At 71.3% G+C, this 16,222-nt stretch carries 16 protein-coding genes; 12 read left to right on the top strand and 4 right to left on the bottom strand.

Features of this window, described 5'->3' with window-relative positions; genetic code table 11:
- Positions 1-8 precede the first annotated feature (8 nt).
- The 5 genes from ACM26Y_RS15690 to ACM26Y_RS15670 are packed head-to-tail and all read left to right on the top strand — an operon-like array spanning position 9 to position 3,701.
- Positions 9-788: an enoyl-CoA hydratase/isomerase family protein gene (locus tag ACM26Y_RS15690; RefSeq protein ID WP_416061329.1), complete on the top strand. Its 780-nt coding sequence runs from the start codon at positions 9-11 to the stop codon at positions 786-788.
- A gap of 52 nt (positions 789-840) precedes the next feature.
- The gene (locus ACM26Y_RS15685; protein ID WP_003936955.1) at positions 841-1,812 is read left to right on the top strand and encodes a class I SAM-dependent methyltransferase; all 972 of its coding nucleotides are present in this window, start codon (positions 841-843) and stop codon (positions 1,810-1,812) included.
- A gap of 1 nt (position 1,813) precedes the next feature.
- Positions 1,814-2,971, top strand: coding sequence for a THUMP-like domain-containing protein (locus ACM26Y_RS15680; RefSeq protein ID WP_003936956.1), 1,158 nt, complete (start codon positions 1,814-1,816; stop codon positions 2,969-2,971).
- Positions 2,972-3,027: 56 nt separating this feature from the next.
- Positions 3,028-3,324: an ArsR/SmtB family transcription factor gene (locus ACM26Y_RS15675; RefSeq protein WP_003936957.1), complete on the top strand. Its 297-nt coding sequence runs from the start codon at positions 3,028-3,030 to the stop codon at positions 3,322-3,324.
- Positions 3,321-3,701, top strand: coding sequence for a VOC family protein (locus ACM26Y_RS15670; protein ID WP_003936958.1), 381 nt, complete (start codon positions 3,321-3,323; stop codon positions 3,699-3,701). The genes ACM26Y_RS15675 and ACM26Y_RS15670 overlap by 4 nt, the downstream gene beginning before the upstream one ends.
- Before the next feature lie 7 nt (positions 3,702-3,708).
- Here ACM26Y_RS15670 and ACM26Y_RS15665 read toward each other — a convergent pair whose 3' ends face one another.
- Positions 3,709-5,013: a PQQ-binding-like beta-propeller repeat protein gene (locus ACM26Y_RS15665; RefSeq protein ID WP_416061328.1), complete on the bottom strand. Its 1,305-nt coding sequence runs from the start codon at positions 5,011-5,013 to the stop codon at positions 3,709-3,711.
- Between the two features lie 97 nt (positions 5,014-5,110).
- On the opposite strand from ACM26Y_RS15665, the gene ACM26Y_RS15660 reads away from it, so the two are divergent.
- Both ACM26Y_RS15660 and ACM26Y_RS15655 read left to right on the top strand, forming a co-directional pair.
- Positions 5,111-5,872, top strand: coding sequence for an acyltransferase (locus ACM26Y_RS15660; protein WP_010596600.1), 762 nt, complete (start codon positions 5,111-5,113; stop codon positions 5,870-5,872).
- Positions 5,873-5,885: 13 nt separating this feature from the next.
- Positions 5,886-7,376: an amidase gene (locus tag ACM26Y_RS15655; RefSeq protein WP_416061327.1), complete on the top strand. Its 1,491-nt coding sequence runs from the start codon at positions 5,886-5,888 to the stop codon at positions 7,374-7,376.
- A gap of 19 nt (positions 7,377-7,395) precedes the next feature.
- Here ACM26Y_RS15655 and ACM26Y_RS15650 read toward each other — a convergent pair whose 3' ends face one another.
- The 3 genes from ACM26Y_RS15650 to ACM26Y_RS15640 are packed head-to-tail and all read right to left on the bottom strand — an operon-like array spanning position 7,396 to position 10,963.
- Positions 7,396-8,640: a glycosyltransferase family 4 protein gene (locus tag ACM26Y_RS15650; protein ID WP_416061326.1), complete on the bottom strand. Its 1,245-nt coding sequence runs from the start codon at positions 8,638-8,640 to the stop codon at positions 7,396-7,398.
- Positions 8,637-10,187 (bottom strand): 1,4-alpha-glucan branching protein domain-containing protein, encoded by a 1,551-nt coding sequence (locus ACM26Y_RS15645; protein ID WP_416061325.1) that lies wholly within the window; start codon positions 10,185-10,187, stop codon positions 8,637-8,639. The genes ACM26Y_RS15650 and ACM26Y_RS15645 overlap by 4 nt, the downstream gene beginning before the upstream one ends.
- The gene (locus ACM26Y_RS15640) at positions 10,184-10,963 is read right to left on the bottom strand and encodes a class I SAM-dependent methyltransferase (protein WP_416061324.1); all 780 of its coding nucleotides are present in this window, start codon (positions 10,961-10,963) and stop codon (positions 10,184-10,186) included. The genes ACM26Y_RS15645 and ACM26Y_RS15640 overlap by 4 nt, the downstream gene beginning before the upstream one ends.
- A 230-nt stretch (positions 10,964-11,193) precedes the next feature.
- Here ACM26Y_RS15640 and ACM26Y_RS15635 point away from each other — a divergent pair, with 230 nt between their 5' ends.
- The 5 genes from ACM26Y_RS15635 to ACM26Y_RS15615 all read left to right on the top strand — a co-directional run bounded on the left by ACM26Y_RS15635 (position 11,194) and on the right by ACM26Y_RS15615 (position 16,218).
- Positions 11,194-11,979: an electron transfer flavoprotein subunit beta/FixA family protein gene (locus ACM26Y_RS15635; RefSeq protein ID WP_003936965.1), complete on the top strand. Its 786-nt coding sequence runs from the start codon at positions 11,194-11,196 to the stop codon at positions 11,977-11,979.
- A gap of 46 nt (positions 11,980-12,025) precedes the next feature.
- Positions 12,026-12,982, top strand: coding sequence for an electron transfer flavoprotein subunit alpha/FixB family protein (locus tag ACM26Y_RS15630; RefSeq protein WP_003936966.1), 957 nt, complete (start codon positions 12,026-12,028; stop codon positions 12,980-12,982).
- A gap of 137 nt (positions 12,983-13,119) precedes the next feature.
- Positions 13,120-13,959 (top strand): GNAT family N-acetyltransferase, encoded by an 840-nt coding sequence (locus ACM26Y_RS15625; protein ID WP_003936967.1) that lies wholly within the window; start codon positions 13,120-13,122, stop codon positions 13,957-13,959.
- Positions 13,960-14,070: 111 nt separating this feature from the next.
- Positions 14,071-14,949, top strand: a complete 879-nt coding sequence (locus ACM26Y_RS15620) for a lysophospholipid acyltransferase family protein (protein WP_416061323.1) — start codon at positions 14,071-14,073, stop codon at positions 14,947-14,949.
- A 42-nt stretch (positions 14,950-14,991) separates the two neighbouring features.
- Positions 14,992-16,218 carry a cysteine desulfurase family protein gene (locus ACM26Y_RS15615; protein ID WP_003936969.1) on the top strand — a complete coding sequence of 409 codons (1,227 nt, stop codon included), beginning with the start codon at positions 14,992-14,994 and terminating at the stop codon, positions 16,216-16,218.
- Positions 16,219-16,222: the final 4 nt, after the last annotated feature.

Raw genomic sequence — 16,222 nt, 5'->3', positions numbered from 1 at the left:
TGTGCCTCATGGCTGAATTCGTGACACTCGAGGTCTCCGACGGTATCGGCACCATCCGGCTCGACCGGCCGCCGATGAATGCACTCAACCGGCAGGTTCAGGAGGAGATCCGGGCAGCTGCGCGCGAGGCGGCGGTCAACTCCGACGTCAAGGCCGTGATCGTCTACGGCGGAGAGAAGGTGTTCGCGGCCGGCGCGGACATCAAGGAGATGGCGGAACTGAGCTACGTGCAGATGAGCGAGATCATCGCGGACCTGCAGTCGGCGCTCGGGTCGGTGGCGGACATCCCGAAGCCGACGGTCGCTGCGATCACCGGCTATGCGCTGGGAGGCGGTCTGGAACTCGCACTGGGTGCGGACCGGCGGATCGCCGGCGACAACGCGAAGGTGGGCGTTCCGGAGATCCTGCTCGGCATCATTCCCGGCGGCGGTGGAACTCAACGCCTGGCTCGCCTGATCGGCCCGTCCAAGGCCAAGGACCTCGTGTTCACCGGCCGTTTCGTCGGCGCGGACGAGGCTCAGCAGATGGGACTGGTCGACGAAGTCGTCGCCCCGGACGAGGTGTACGCCGCGGCGCGCACGTGGGCATCGCAGTTCACCCGGGGCGCCACCCGCGCACTCGCGGCGGCGAAGGCGGCGATCGACCAGGGTCTCGATACCGACCTGGACACGGGCTTGAAGATCGAGCAGCACGTCTTCGCGGGTCTGTTCGCCACGAAGGACCGCACGATCGGCATGGAGTCTTTCGTGGCCAACGGTCCGGGGAAGGCCGAGTTCGTCGGGGAGTAGCACCCCGGAACTGGAACTTGTTCACAGCTTACCGATGGGTAGGATGCCCTTCATGACTGCAAGCAGGACCGACGGGGCCGACCCCGCGCCGAACCCGCACGCCACTGCCGAGGAGGTTGCGGCCGCCCTCCAGGACACCAAGCTCGCACAGGTGCTCTACCACGACTGGGAGGCCGAGACCTACGACGAGAAGTGGTCGATCTCCTACGACGAGCGTTGCATCGACTACGCGAAGGGCCGTTTCGACGCGGCCGCCGGCGAGCAGCCCCTTCCGTACGAGAGGGCCCTCGAACTCGGTTGCGGCACCGGCTTCTTCCTGCTGAACCTCATGCAGGCCGGAGTCGCGCGGACCGGCTCGGTCACCGATCTGTCGCCCGGCATGGTCAAGGTCGCGCTGCGCAACGCCGAGCATCTCGGCCTCGAGGTGGACGGCCGGGTGGCCGACGCCGAGACGATCCCGTACGACGACGACACCTTCGACCTCGTCGTCGGGCACGCGGTGCTGCACCACATCCCCGATGTCGAGCAGTCGTTGCGCGAAGTGCTGCGGGTGCTGAAGCCGGGTGGCCGATTCGTGTTCGCCGGCGAGCCCAGCACGGTCGGGAACTTCTACGCGCGTTGGCTCGGCCGTCTCACGTGGGAGGCCACCACGACCGTCACCAAGCTGCCGTTCCTGCGGGAATGGCGGCGGCCGCAGGCCGAACTCGACGAATCCTCACGCGCCGCGGCGCTCGAGGCGGTCGTCGATCTGCACACTTTCGACCCGTCGGACCTGGAACGGATGGCGGCCTCGGCCGGCGCGGTGCAGGTGAAGGCCAGTAGCGAGGAGTTCGCGGCGGCGCTGTTGGGCTGGCCGGTCCGCACCTTCGAGGCCGCGGTGCCCGCGGAGAAGCTGGGCTGGGGCTGGGCGCGCTTCGCGTTCGGGGGGTGGCGGACGCTCAGCTGGGTGGACGAAAAGGTCCTCAGGCACGTCGTCCCGCGCAGCTTCTTCTACAACGTCATGATCACCGGCGTGAAGCCGTAGGGTGGGCTACGCGTTCACCCTCGCCGACGTCGCGTACCTGCGTTCGGCGCAGGGGGCGGCCGATCTCGCGGAAGTGGCCGCCCGGGAGCTGTCCACGCGTACGCGCCTGGTCGATATCGACTGGTCGCGTACGCGTTTCGCTGACAGGACCGCTCCGCTGATCGAGACCGTGCTGTTGCGCCGCAAGGCGGTCGCGAAGCTGCCCGCCGCCGGTGGCTGGCTGTCGACCGACGACGCGCTGCAACAGGCGACGCCGGCACCCGTCGCCGCGCACCGGGCACACCGGCTCGCCGGCCGGCGGGTTCACGACGTGACGTGTTCGATCGGGGCGGAACTCGCGGCCCTGGCCGGAGTCGCCGAGATGGTGATCGGCAGCGACCTCGACCCGGTTCGTCTGGCGATGGCCGAGCACAACGTTCCCGGAGTGGCGCTGGTCCGTGCCGACGCGCTGCGGCCGGTCACCCGTGGTACCACCGTGATCGCCGATCCGGCCCGTCGTTCCGACGGGCGGCGTACCCACGATCCGGCGGCACTGATGCCGCCGCTGCCCGACCTGCTCGACGTCTATGCCGGGCGCGACCTGGCCGTCAAGTGCGCCCCGGGGCTGGATTTCGAGGCGCTGGACTGGGCGGGGGAGGTCGAGGTGGTGTCGCTCGACGGGGGTGTCCGTGAGGCGTGCCTGTACTCGCCGGGTCTCGCGGCGCCGGGTGTGCGTCGACGGGCGAGTGTGTTGCGTTCGGATGGTGCCGGGTTCGAGATCACCGACGCGCAGCCGGACGAGCTTCCCGAGCGGGAACCGGGGGAGTGGATCGTCGATCCGGACGGGGCGATCGTGCGCGCGGGACTGGTGCGGCACTACGCGGCCGCGCACGGTCTGTGGCAACTCGATCCGCGCATCGCGTATCTCACCGGCGACGTACTCCCTGCGGGCCTGCGCGGATTCCGCATCCTCGATCGGCTGAAGTACTCGGAAAAGTCGCTGCGGCAAGCCCTTTCGTCGATGGACTGCGGGGTGGCGGAGATCCTCGTGCGGGGGGTGGACGTCGATCCGGCGGTGCTCCGGCCGCGGCTCAAGCTCCGTGGTCCGCGGTCGCTGAGCGTCGTGTTGACGCGGATCGGCCGCACCCCGACGGCATTCGTCTGCGAGCCCAGTCGCTGAGTTCGCCCGGCGAGATCTCGTGCGACCATTGATATGCAAGCAAACACTTGCGTATCATGGGCGGTGTGGTCGACGTCTTCAAAGCGCTGGCGGATCCGACCCGCCGGGCTATCCTCGACGAGCTCGTCGAGCGGGACGGGCAGACGTTGTTCGAGCTGTGCACCCGGCTGATCTCGCGGCACGGTCTGGGTTCGTCCCGGCAGGCGATCTCGCAGCACCTGGCAATCCTCGAGGAGGCCGGTCTGGTCCGGACCCGTCGGGAGGGGCGATCGAAGTTCCACCACGTCGACGTTGCACCACTGCACGGCCTCGCCGACCGATGGACGGTCGCGCATCGAAAGGAGTCGCAGTGAAGGTCACTCTCACCAGCGTCCTGGTCGACGACCAGGACAAGGCGCTTGCCTTCTATACCGATGTCCTGGGCTTCGTGAAGAAGACCGAGATCCCCCTGGGCGAGGCGCGGTGGCTCACCGTGGTCTCGCCGCAGCAACCGGACGGGCCGGAAGTGGTGCTCGAACCCGACGGGCATCCCGCCGTCCGCCCCTTCAAGGAAGCCCTCGTCGCCGACGGCATCCCGTTCACCTCGTTCGCCGTCGACGACGTGCACGCCGAGTACGAGCGGCTGCGCGGCCTCGGGGTGCGGTTCACCCAGGAGCCTCTCGAGATGGGCGGCATCACCACCGCCGTATTCGACGACACCTGCGGCAATCTCATTCAGATCGCCGGCTGAGCGCGGGTCAGCGGAGCACGTACACCTCGCCCGGCAGGGTTGTCGTGACGAACTCACCGGCCGGCCCGACCGCGGTGCCGACCGAGAATCCGGCTGCACCGGGCAGGGTCTCCTCGTCGAGGGTCTCCCCGCTCGCGGCGTCGAACACGAGGGCGGCCAACCCGTCGTCGGCACGGGCCACCGTGTACCCGGTGCCGTCGGCGGTCAGCGCCGGCACTCCCAGTTGACGCACGTCGCCGCGGCGCCACACGGTTTCGGCCGCCTCGCCGGTGTCGCGCAGCGCGACCAGGTCCCCGGTCCGGCCTCCCGGTGCGAGGACCAGCAGTCCCTCGGCTGACACCGCAGGGCCGGCGGAGGCCACGTACCCGAGGTCGTGACTCCACCGGGGCGCACCGGACCCGGCGTCGAGGGCCCACAGGGCTCCCTCACCGTCGTGCACGTACACCGTTGCACTGTCCGCGGACAGCACGGGACTGGTGGTCGCGCCGCCCGGCAGCTCCGTCTGCGACCATTCCTCGACCACGCGCGCATCGTCGCCGCCGGTGTAGCGCATCGACACGACAGCCGCCCGATCGGCGCCGGGCCGCCACAGCGTCACCAGAATCCGGCCGGTATCGAGATCGACCGCCGGGGTGGTGGCCACCGGGCAGTCCTCCGATCCGCCGAAGCAGGCGGCCAGACCGTGGTCGTTCGGCAACCGAGGCACGTTCGTCCCGTCCGTCACCGCGGGAGTGGGCACGAGGTCGAAGATGGGTGCCGCGTGCTTGCCGGTCTGCGGGTCGAGTACGTTGACCTGCCCGAAATGCGTGACGAACACCAGGTTTCCGTCACCGGTGAACTGGGCGGTTCCCGGCGTGCCGCTCACCGGAATTCGCCACCGCCGCTGGCCGTGCTCGTTGAACGACACCATCGCGCCCTCTTCGCCGACGTAGATGTTGGCCACACCGTCGACGGCGGGAGTCACCCCGGCGACCCCCGGCGCCAGGCGGGTGCACCAGCGCTTGCGGCCGGTGTCGATCTGGAACGAGACGAGGTTGCAGCCCACGGTGGTCGCGCCGGTGACGAAGATCTGCCCGTTGGCTGCGACGCTCGCAGGGGAGGTGACGGCGCCGCCGAGCGGACGCGACCACGCGGGCGCGACGTCGCGCAGCCCGTCGGCCTGCGCGGTGCTGCTGTTGCGGGCGTCGGCGTACCGCCCCGGCCAGGCCCCGGCGGCGAAGACGTCGACCGGGCCGCTGCTGCTGCTGCCGCATCCGGTCAGCACCAGTGCCGCCGAGGTCGTCAGCATCACCGTCCGCAGGGCAGCCCGCATCACTCATCTCCTCGCCGTGGCTCGAATGACCCGATGTGCCACACTATCGGGCCGGGTGGCGCACTCCGCGCACGAGGCGGACCGTACGCTGGCAACCATGACGAGCATGTGGGGCGCACCGTTGCGTACGAGGTGGCGCGGGTCCCGGCGACGGGACCCCGACCAGGCCCGATTCCTGACCGTCGCCTCGCTGCGATGGGTGCTGGCGCACAAGGCGTACACGCCGTGGTATCTGGTCCGGTACTACCGTCTGGCCAAGTTCAGGCTCGCCAACCCGCACGTCGTGCTGCGCGGCATGGTGTTCCTCGGCAAGAACGTCGAGATCCACTCCACCCCGGAGCTGTCCAGGCTCGAGATCGGGCGGTGGGTGCACATCGGCGACGGCAACGCCATCCGCTGCCACGAGGGGTCGCTGCGCATCGGCGACAAGGTCGTCTTCGGCAAGGACAACGTCGTCAACACCTACCTCGACATCGAGATCGGCGCCTCGACGCTCGTCGCCGACTGGTGTTACATCTGCGACTTCGACCATCGCACCGAGGACATCACCTATCCGATCAAGGACCAGGGGATCGTCAAGGGCCCGGTGCGCATCGGACCCGACACCTGGATCGCGACGAAGGTCACGGTGCTGCGCGGCACCCGCACCGGACGCGGCTGCGTCCTCGGCGCGCACGCGGTGGTCAAGGGCGACATCCCGGACTACAGTATCGCGGTCGGCGCGCCGGCCAAGGTGGTCAGGAACCGCCGCACGGACTGGGAGTCCGGCGCCGCCGACCGCGCCGCCTATGTCGCCGCGCTCGAGGACATCGCGCGCAAGAAGGCCGGACGCGAACCGGCAGCGGAACCCGGTTCCTGACAGGAGCCCTGCGATGGACTACGCCGACTACCGCCGCTACGACGCCGTGGGGCTCGCCGAGCTCGTCGCCCGTCGTGAGGTCACGCCACACGAACTGCTCGACGTGGCTCTCGCCCGCCTCGAGGCAGTGGAACCGACGCTGAACGCCGTCGTGCGCCGGCTCGACGAGCAGGCGCGCCGCCGGGCCGGTGAGCCGCTCGAGGGGCCGTTCGCGGGTGTTCCGTTCCTGGTCAAGGATCTGCTCCAGGACATCGCCGGGTTACCGACCGGCAGTGGGAGCCGGTCCCTGGCGACGCTGCCCGCCGCGCGCAACGCGGTGGTCGTCGACCGTTGGCTGGGCGCGGGCCTCGTCGTGTTCGGCAAGACGAACACCCCGGAGTTCGGGACGAAGGGGATCACCGAGCCCGAGGCGAACGGCCCTACCCGCAATCCGTGGAATCCCGCGCACACGCCGGGTGGGTCCTCCGGCGGGTCGGCGGCTGCGGTCGCCGCCGGCGTGGTCCCGGCGGCCGGCGCGAACGACGGCGGCGGCTCGATCCGCATTCCTGCTGCCTGTTGCGGTCTGGTCGGCCTGAAGCCGGGCCGGGGCCTGGTGCCGAGCGGTCCCGCGGTGGACGAGGACCGGCACGGGGCGGTCAGCAACGGAGTCGTCACCCGGACGGTGCGCGACGCGGCAGTCATGCTCGACGTCCTGGCCGGCGCGGACCCGAACGGGCCCTATCTCGCGGCGGTACCGCAGGAGTCGTACGCCTCCGCGGCGAGCGTCCCCCCGAGGGTGCTGCGCATCGGATTCGCGACGGATTCCCCGATCGGCACCGGGGTCGACCCGGAGGCCGTCGCGGCGGTCGAGGACGCCGCGGCGCTGCTCGACGGGCTCGGCCACGTCGTCGAACCCGCCGCGACGGGGATCGACGAGCGACGGTTGTCCACCGACTGGCTGACGATGTGGTTCGCCTGGCTCGCCGCCGACGTCCGGCAGGCGCGCCGCAGCACCGAGTGCGCGCCCGACGCGTTCGAGCCGGACACGCGGTTCCTCGCCGCGCTCGGCGACTCCGTCCGACCCTCGGACTATCTCGCTTCGCTGCGCCGGTGGAACGGATACACGCAGCAACTCGGCGCCTTCCACGAGCGGTACGACCTGCTGCTCACTCCGACCCTGGCGTATCCGCCGGCGCGCGTGGGGGAACTGGCCACGCCGCCCGCGCTGCAGCGGGCCGCGCGCCTGATCGTGACGGCGCGACTCGGCCGTGCCGCGCGGTGGGCCGGGCTGATGGATCGCATCGTCGACGAGAACCTGGCCCGGACGCCGTACACCCAGCTCGCGAACATCACCGGACGCCCGGCAATTTCGGTGCCACTGCACTGGACCGCGGCGGGATTGCCGCTGGGCGTGCAGTTTCTCGGGCCGCTCGGCTCGGAGGGGATGCTGCTCTCGCTCGCGGGCCAGCTCGAGCAGGCCCGCCCCTGGGCGCACCGCGAACCCCCGCTGCTGCCGGCCCGGTGAGGCGGGCCGGCGCTGCCGGTCACCGGTCGGGCAGGGGGCGCTGAGGAATAGAAGGCCGGGGAAGTGGATGGCGCACACGGCGTTTCGCCTCCGCATACACCCGGGCGGTCTCGGTGGCCACCAACCGCCAGTCGAAGTCCTCCGTGAGACGCTCGCGCGCCGCCCGTGCCCGCTGCTGGGCGGCGGCGGGATCGTCGAGGGTCCGCCGGACCGCCGACGCCAGCCCAGCGACGTCACCCGGGGCGAACGCGAGTCCGGTCTCGCCGTCGACCACCGCCTCGCCGAGCCCGCCGGCCGTCGATGCGACGAGCGGCGTCCCGGCGGCTGCGGCCTCGAGCGCGATGATCCCGAACGGCTCGTAGCGACTCGGCAGCACGATCGCGTCGGCGCGGTGCAGCCGGCCGAGCAGTTCGGTGCGGTCGAGGTTGCCGACGAACGTCACCGACCGCGCGACGCGGTGCACCCGTGCCTGCTCGCGCAGCCACTCGAACTGGGTGCCCTCCCCGGCGACGACGAGCGTGGTTCCGGGGTGCGTGCGCCGGATCCGGGGCAGGGCGGCGATCGCGTCCTGCACCCCCTTCTCGTACTCGAGCCGGCCGACGAACAGCAGCTGCGGCGGCCCGGAGCGCGGCGCCCGCTCCCGGTAGGACCACGCGGTGACGTCGATTCCGTTGCGGATCACCGTCGCCGGCGGCAGCTCCGGTCCGTAGAGCGCGACAACCTCCTCGTTCATCGAGGCCGAACACGTGATGAGCCGATCGGACTCGTTGGCGAGCCACCATTCGATCGAGTGCACCTGCCGGTTCATGCGGCTCGACAGCCAGCCGCTGTGCCGGCCCGCTTCGCTCGCGTGCAGGGTGGACACGAGCGGCACGTCGAAGAACTCGGCGAGCGCCACGGCCGGGTGTGCGACGAGCCAGTCGTGCGCGTGCACCACGTCCGGGAACCAGCCGTCGCCGATTCCGGCCTTGGTCAGATCCAGCCCCGCCCGCACCATGGCATGGCCCATGGCGAGCGTCCAGGGCAGCATGTCCACGCCGAACTCGAAGTGCGGCGGGTCCTCGGCGACGGCGACGACGAGCACACCCTCGGCGATGTGGCTGATCGTGGGGTGGGTGCCGGCATCGGTGCCGGACGGTCGGCGCGAGAGCACGACCACCTCGTGGCCGGCGGCGGCGAGTTCGGTGGCGAGGTGGTGCACGTGCCGGCCCAGGCCGCCGACGACGACCGGCGGGTACTCCCAGGAGACGATCAGTACCTTCACGACGGGGCTCCCATCCGATCGGGCAGGCGGCGGGCATCGAGCCCGGGGAACAGATTGTCCGCTCGGTTCCAGCCGGCGGCCAGCTGCGCCGCCGTCTCGTCGCGGCCCGCGGCGACCGCGGCGGCGATCTCCCGCAACGCGTGGGCATGCGTGTGGGCCCGGTCCCGCGCGTAGCCGGCCGCGGTGTCCTTGCTGACCATGAACGCCCAGTCGCTCGACACCGTCAGCAGCGCCTCGCGCAGCATCTGGTCGTGCGCCCGGTTGCGCAGCGCGGGGTCCCGGGACCCGGCGCGGGCCTTGTCGAGGGTGTCGAGGGTGGTGCGCACGACTTCCTCGTCGAGCTGGACGAGGTCGCGCACCTGCTCGCCGGCCCACACCCGCCAGTCCTTCCCGGATCCCCAAGAGGTGTCGGGCAGTTCGACGGGGGCGCCCACGTACCCGCGGTTGCGTGCGTCGGCCAGAGTGCCCACCTCGATGCCCGCGGCCGGCAGTGCTCGCAGCAGTCGTTCCAGGAACAGGGGGCCCTCGTGCCACCAGTGACCGAACAGTTCGGTGTCGAACGCGGCGACCACCAGGGCGTCGCGTCCGATGCGCTCGGACTCGCGGCGCAGTCGCAGGCGGATCGTGTCGACGAAGTCGGCCACGTGCCGGTCGACGGCCGCAGACGCCAGGTCGGGGTCGTAGGGCGCCTTGTCCTGGGGGGCGACGGTCCGGCCGGTCACGCGGGCGGGCTTGAGCCCGGTGTCGTGGCAGTAGGTGTGGAAGTCGCGGTAGGCGGCATGGCCCGGGTAGCCGGACTTCGGCGACCACACCCGGTAGGACACCTGCAGGTCCCGGCCGAAGGCGACGACGTCGGAGTCCCACACGGTCCGCCCGAGAGACGTGTCACCGCGCAGAGCGGGACCGTCCACCATGAAGTGCCCGACCCCGGCGGCGGCGTATCCGGTCTCCATGCCGGGGGTGAAGGCACACTCGGGAGCCCAGATTCCGGCCGGTGTGTGCGCCCAGCGGGCGTGTGCGTCCGCCAGGCCCTCGGCGAGGGAGAATGCCCGCAGCCGAGGGTCGAGCAGAGGCTGGAACGGGTGGGCCAGGGGCCCGCCGAGCAACTCGACCGCGTCGGCGTCGACGAGTTCGCGGAACACGGGCGATCCGCCGTGGCGCCAACGGGTTTCGAACTGCTCGAGGGCAGCGGCAGCCTGCCGGTGTTCACGGGCTCCGAGCGCGCGGTAGGACGGCTCCCGCATGCCCGCGGCCTCGTGGGCCCGCAACTGCCAGTTGCCGAGCCAGTGATGCATCCCCGTCAGGCAGTACGGATCGTCGAGCTGCGCGGCCAGCACGGGTGTCACCCCGAGGGTGACCAGGTGGGTGCGGCCCTCGGCGGCGAGACGGCGCAGGACATCGGTGACCGGGAGATACGTTGCGGCCCAGGACTGGTAGAGCCATTCCTCACCGACCGGCCAGCGACCGTGGTGGGCGAGCCACGGCAGGTGCGAGTGCAGCACGAGCGCGAACAGACCCGGTTCCCGCCGGGCGGCGGGAGTGGTCACCGCGCCGGATCCTTCACCGCGATCGCGACGAGATCGAGACTGGCGTCGATGTTCTCGGGCGCGAGGAGGAAGTCGTCGACCGTCACCGCGGCGACGTCCGCGGTGAGGTCCGCGGGCCAGGGCTCGCCGGCGAGGGCGCGCTCGATCTGGGCGTCGATGAAGGAGCCGCCGTGCTTCGCGTCGAGGGCGCGCAGGACGGGCCCGTGGTGCACTCCGGTGGTGAGGGCGACGCGGAAGCCGGCTGCCTCGAGGAGCTCGGTGAGCTCGGCGGCGTTCAGTTCCCGGGTGTGGAACGGGTTGAGCGGGGTGTCGCGGCCCGGGGAGAACGTGATGCGGTTGGGGGTGCTGATCAGCAGTTCGCCGCCGTCCCGGAGCACCCGGTGGCATTCGCGCAGGAACCCGGACTGGTCCCACAGGTGCTCGATGACCTGGAAGTTGACGACGACGTCCACCGACGCGTCGGGGAGCGGCAGTTCGACGAGGTTGGCGTGCCGCATGTCCACGCGCGGGTAGCAGGCACGCACGTGCGCGACGGCACTCTCGTCGTAATCGAGTCCGACGACGGCGGTCGCGACCTCCGCGATCATGTCGGCGCCGTAGCCCTCGCCGGCGCCCGCCTCGAGCACGGTGCGGCCCGCACACCGGGGGAGCAGGTCGCGGTAGACCACCTCGTGGCGGCGGAACCAGTAGTTCTCCTCTGCGATGCCGGGAACGGTGCGTTCACCGGTGAGGGGCAGTCGAGGGGCGTCGCCGGCGGGGACGGTGGATTCGCTCACCGCCCCGACATTAGCCCCACCTTTGTCGACCTCGGCGTCGGTGGTCCAGATCACAGCCGTGCGGTTCCCTTCGTGTGGTTATGGTGGACGAGGTTTCCATCCAAGTTACCAGCGGGTAACTTAGCGTGAGGTAATCTATCGCACACCCCCGTGCGAAGCACGAGAGCTCGGTCAAGGCGTTGCGCCTCGCCGATCCAAGGAAGTCATACACAGGAGGTCGACGTAGACCCATGACGAACATCGTCGTTTTGATCAAGCAGGTCCCCGACACGTGGTCCGAGCGCAAGCTCAGCGACGGCGACTTCACGCTCGATCGCGAGGCCGCCGACGCGGTGCTCGACGAGATCAACGAGCGCGCCGTCGAGGAAGCCCTGCTCATCAAGGAGCGCGACGGCGGGGAGGTCACCGTGCTCACCGCCGGTCCGGACCGCGCCACCGACGCGATCCGCAAGGCGCTGTCCATGGGTGCCGACAAGGCAATCCACCTCAACGACCCGGCCATCCACGGCTCCGACGCGATCCAGACCGCGTACGCGCTCGCGGCGGCTCTCGGCCAGATCGAGGGCGTCGACCTGGTCATCGCCGGCAACGAGGCCACCGACGGCCGGATGGGTGCCGTGCCGGCGATCATCGCCGAGTACCTCGGCCTGCCGCAGCTGACCCACATGCGCAAGCTCAACGTCGCCGACGGCAAGGTCAGCGGCGAGCGCGAGACCGACGAGGGTGTCTTCACCCTCGAGGCCGCGCTCCCGGCCATCGTCTCGGTCACCGAGAAGATCAACGAGCCCCGCTTCCCGTCCTTCAAGGGCATCATGGCCGCGAAGAAGAAGGAAGTTCAGGCCCTCACTCTCGCCGACATCGGTCTCGATCCCGAGATCTTCGGCGTGGCCAACGCCGGCAGCACCGTCACCGGTGTCAGCCCGAAGCCCCCGCGTACCGCTGGTGAGCGCGTCGCGGACGAGGGTGACGGCGGCAGCAAGATCGCCGCGTACCTCGTCGGCCAGAAGATCATCTGATCGCACCCACGCGACACCGCAGACATACCAAGGGAGAGAAAGAGCAATGGCAGAAGTACTCGTGCTCGTCGAGCACGCCGAGGGTGCGCTGAAGAAGGTCAGCACCGAGCTGATCACCGCCGCCCGTGCACTGGGTGAGCCCGCCGCCGTCGTGACCGGCCCGGCCGGCACCGCCGACAAGCTGCAGGACGCGCTCGCCGCCGCCGGCGCCGCCAAGGTCTACGTTGCCGAGTCCGACGACATCGACGGCTACCTGGTGACCCCGAAGGTCGACGTGCTGGCTTCGCTCGTGGAGTCCGCCAGCCCCGCCGCGGTGATCACCGCCGCCAGCGTCGAGGGCAAGGAGGTGTCGGGCCGCCTCGCCGCGCGTATCGGTTCCGGCCTGCTCTGCGACGTCATCGACGTCAAGTCCGACGGTTCGGCCGTGCACTCGATCTTCGGTGGCGCGTACACCGTCGACGCCAAGGCCAACGGCGAGGTGCCCGTCGTCTCCGTGCGCCCCGGTGCCGTCGAGGCACAGCCGCAGGCCGGCGCCGCCGAGCGCGTGGACGTCGAGGTTCCGGCGCAGGAGGAGAACGCGGTCAAGGTCACCGCCCGCAACCCGATCGTGGGCGGCGACCGTCCCGAGCTGACCGAGGCGTCGATCGTCGTCTCCGGCGGCCGCGGCGTCGGCAGCGCCGACAAGTTCACCGTCGTCGAGGAGCTCGCCGACTCGCTCGGTGCGGCCGTCGGTGCCTCCCGCGCCGCCGTGGACTCCGGGTACTACCCGGGCCAGTTCCAGGTCGGTCAGACCGGCAAGACGGTCTCGCCGCAGCTGTACGTGGCGCTGGGCATCTCCGGCGCCATCCAGCACCGGGCCGGCATGCAGACGTCGAAGACGATCGTCGCGGTCAACAAGGACGAAGAGGCCCCGATCTTCGAGATCGCGGACTACGGCGTCGTGGGCGACCTGTTCAACGTCGCTCCGCAACTGACCGAGGAGATCAAGAAGCACAAGGGCTGATCCCCGAGGTCCTGCCGCGGCCCCGCACCCGTCCGGGTGCGGGGCCGCGCGCGTGCCGGGGCATGTTCACCGGACGTGCACGGAGGCGACACCGTGCCGCCCCTGCCGCGACGTACCGGCTCGATACACATTGCGCCATGACCACTTTGCTGGCGCCGGCCCGGAACCCGAAGCCGGAGGCGATGCTGTCGGGGCCGCGTTACTCCCTTCTCGTGTCCGCCGACCGCGAACACCGCGAGGCCGCCCAGAGGCTGCGTTACCGCGTCTTCGCCGCAGAACCCGGGTTCCGCCTTCCCGCAGGCATGCCGCCGGGCATCGACGCCGACCGTTTCGACGAGTACTGCGACCACCTGCTGGTGCGCGAGAACCGTACCGGCGCGGTGGTGGGTTGCTACCGGATGCTGCCGCCGGATGCCGCTCGCGCCGCCGGGGGCTATTACACCGCTACCGAATTCGACCTGACCGCCCTCGATCCCGACGGACTGCGGGCGGTGGAGATGGGGCGCGCCTGCGTCGACCCCGCCCACCGTTCCGGTTCGGTCCTGTCGCTGATGTGGGCCGGGATTCTGCGCTACCTGCAGCTCACCGGGCACAACTGGGTGATGGGGTGCGTGTCGGTTCCGATCCGCACCCACCCGGCCGACGTGCCCGGCGCCAACGTACGGGCAGTGCGCGACGTGTTGCTCGCCCGGCACGCCGTCGAGCCGGTCCGGCGGGTGCTTCCCCGGAACCCGGTCGTCCTCGACGGCCGCACCCTCGAGGAGATAGCCCCACCCGCGCGACCGGTGCTGCCGCCGTTGCTGCGCGGATATCTGCGGCTCGGTGCCCGCATCTGCGGCGAACCCGCCCACGACCCCGAGTTCGGCGTGGCCGACTTCGTGGCGCTGCAGAGCCTCGCCGGCGCCGACGCGCGCTATCTCGACAGGCTTCGGAACGCCGCCGAGAACGCCGAGGCGGCCGCCGGAGCACGGGCGTGAACGCCGCGGGAGCACGGGCGTGCACGCCGCGGGAGGACAGCCGTGAGCGCCGCGGGAGGACAGCCGTGAACGCCGCGGGAGGACAGCCGTGAACACCGCGGGAGGACAGCCGTGAACACCCGCGCTCACGCCTGGATGCCGGCCAGTCCCTGCGGCGCGGGCTGCCTCCCGGCCGATCCGGGGCGCGTGAATTCCGTCACGGCGGCCGGCCGGTGGATGCTCGTCGTCGCGGTGCTGGTGACCGCCCCGTTCCTGACTGCCGGCCGGCTCCTGCCCCGCCGCGGGCGCCTCGCCACCCAGCGCGCGTTCGCCCGGGTGCTGCTGCGGTGCGCCGGGCTGCGGCTGACGGTGACCGACCTGCGGGACCGGGGTGACGAGGGCGGGGGCGTGCTCGTCGTCGCCCCGCACGTGTCCTGGACCGACGTGCTCGTGCTCACCGCCGTCGCCCCCGCGGGGTTCGTCGCCCGCAGCGACCTGCTGGAGTGGGGACTGCTCGGCACGCTGGCCCGGCGGATGCGGATCATTCCCATCGAGCGCGAGCGCCTGCGAGAGCTGCCCGTCGTGGTCTCACGAATCCGTGACCGTCTCGTGGCGGGGGAGAAGGTCGCGGCGTTCCCGGAGGGCACGACGTGGTGCGGCAGGGCGTACGGCGGATTCCGTCCGGCGCTGTTCCAGGCCGCGATCGACGCCCGGCGCCCGGTGCAACCGGTCGGGCTCCGGTACGCCGACGCCGCCGGGAGGATCGCCACCGGCCCGGCGTTCGTCGGCGACGAGACGATGGGCGCCTCGTTGCGACGGCTGCTGCGGCACCGGGGCGTCGTGGTGGAAGTGGTGCTCGCCCCGCTCGAGCGGCCCGGCTCCGATCGACGAGACCTCGCCGCACGGTGCGAACGGGCCGTGCGCCGGAACGACGACGACGCCGAACTCGCCGGGCTCGGCCGCGCCGTCCACGACATCGCCGGTCGTGAGGAACTCCGGGCCGGACGGTGAGGTCGGCGGGCGCGGAGCCCGACCCGCTATCCTGGTCCGGTCATGACCTCGAACCCCGCCGGAGCCTCCGGCACCTCGAAGACCGTCTACCTCGATCACGCCGCGACCACGCCGATGCTGCCCGCGGCCGTGTCGGCGATGACGGAGGTCTTCGCGACGGTCGGCAACGCCTCCTCCCTTCACGGGTCGGGACGCGCGGCGCGTCGCCGCGTCGAGGAGGCCCGGGAGTCCGTCGCCGCCGACCTCGGCGCCCGTCCCTCGGAGGTCGTCTTCACCTCGGGTGGCACCGAGGGTGACAACCTCGCGGTCAAGGGCATCTACTGGGCGCGCCGCGACGCCGATCCGCGCCGTCGCCGGGTGATCGCGAGCGCCGTCGAGCACCACGCGGTGCTCGATGCCGTCGAATGGCTCGTCGCCCACGAGGATGCCGAGGTCACCTGGCTGCCTGTCGAGGCCGACGGGCGGGTCGAACCGGATGCGCTGCGCCGGGTCCTGGCCGAGCACGCCGACGAGACGGCGCTCGTGTCGGTGATGTGGGCCAACAACGAGGTGGGCACCGTGATGCCCGTCGCCGAACTCACCGCCGTCGCCGCCGAGTACGGGGTTCCGGTGCACAGCGACGCCGTGCAGGCGGCAGGTCATCTGCCGGTGGACTTCGCCGCGAGCGGGCTCGCCGCCATGACGATCGCCGCGCACAAGTTCGGTGGTCCCCAGGGCGTCGGTGCCCTGCTGCTGGGCCGGCAGGTGCCGTGCGTGCCGCTGACGCACGGCGGCGGGCACGAGCGCGACGTCCGGTCGGGAACGCACGACACGGCCGGAATCGCCGGCATGGCCGCGGCGCTGCGCGATGCGACGGCCCAACTCGGCGAACGCGCCGCCGTCCTCACGGCGCTGCGTGACGACCTGATCGCCGGCGTGACGGGCGTGGTACCGGACGCGATCCTCAACGGCCCGCGCGGTGCGGACCGCCTGCCCGGCAACGTGCACTTCACCTTCCCCGGCTGCGAGGGCGATTCGTTGCTCATGCTGCTGGACGCGGCCGGGATCGAGTGCTCGACCGGTTCGGCCTGCACCGCCGGCGTGGCCAGGCCCAGCCACGTGCTGGTCGCGATGGGTGCGGACCCCCGCACGGCCCGCGGGTCGTTGCGATTCTCCTTGGGCCACACGTCGACTCGTGCCGACGTGGAGGCCGTCGTGGCGGCACTGCCGCAGGTGGTGGGACGGGCGCGGGCCGCCGGACTGGCCGGCGCCGGTAGTCGAGAGAGGTGACATC

This window comes from Rhodococcus indonesiensis (assembly GCF_047782815.1).
GTDB lineage: Bacteria > Actinomycetota > Actinomycetes > Mycobacteriales > Mycobacteriaceae > Rhodococcus > Rhodococcus indonesiensis.
The sequence above is the reverse complement of the archived record's forward strand: the minus strand, read 5'-3'. Positions and strand labels throughout refer to the sequence as shown.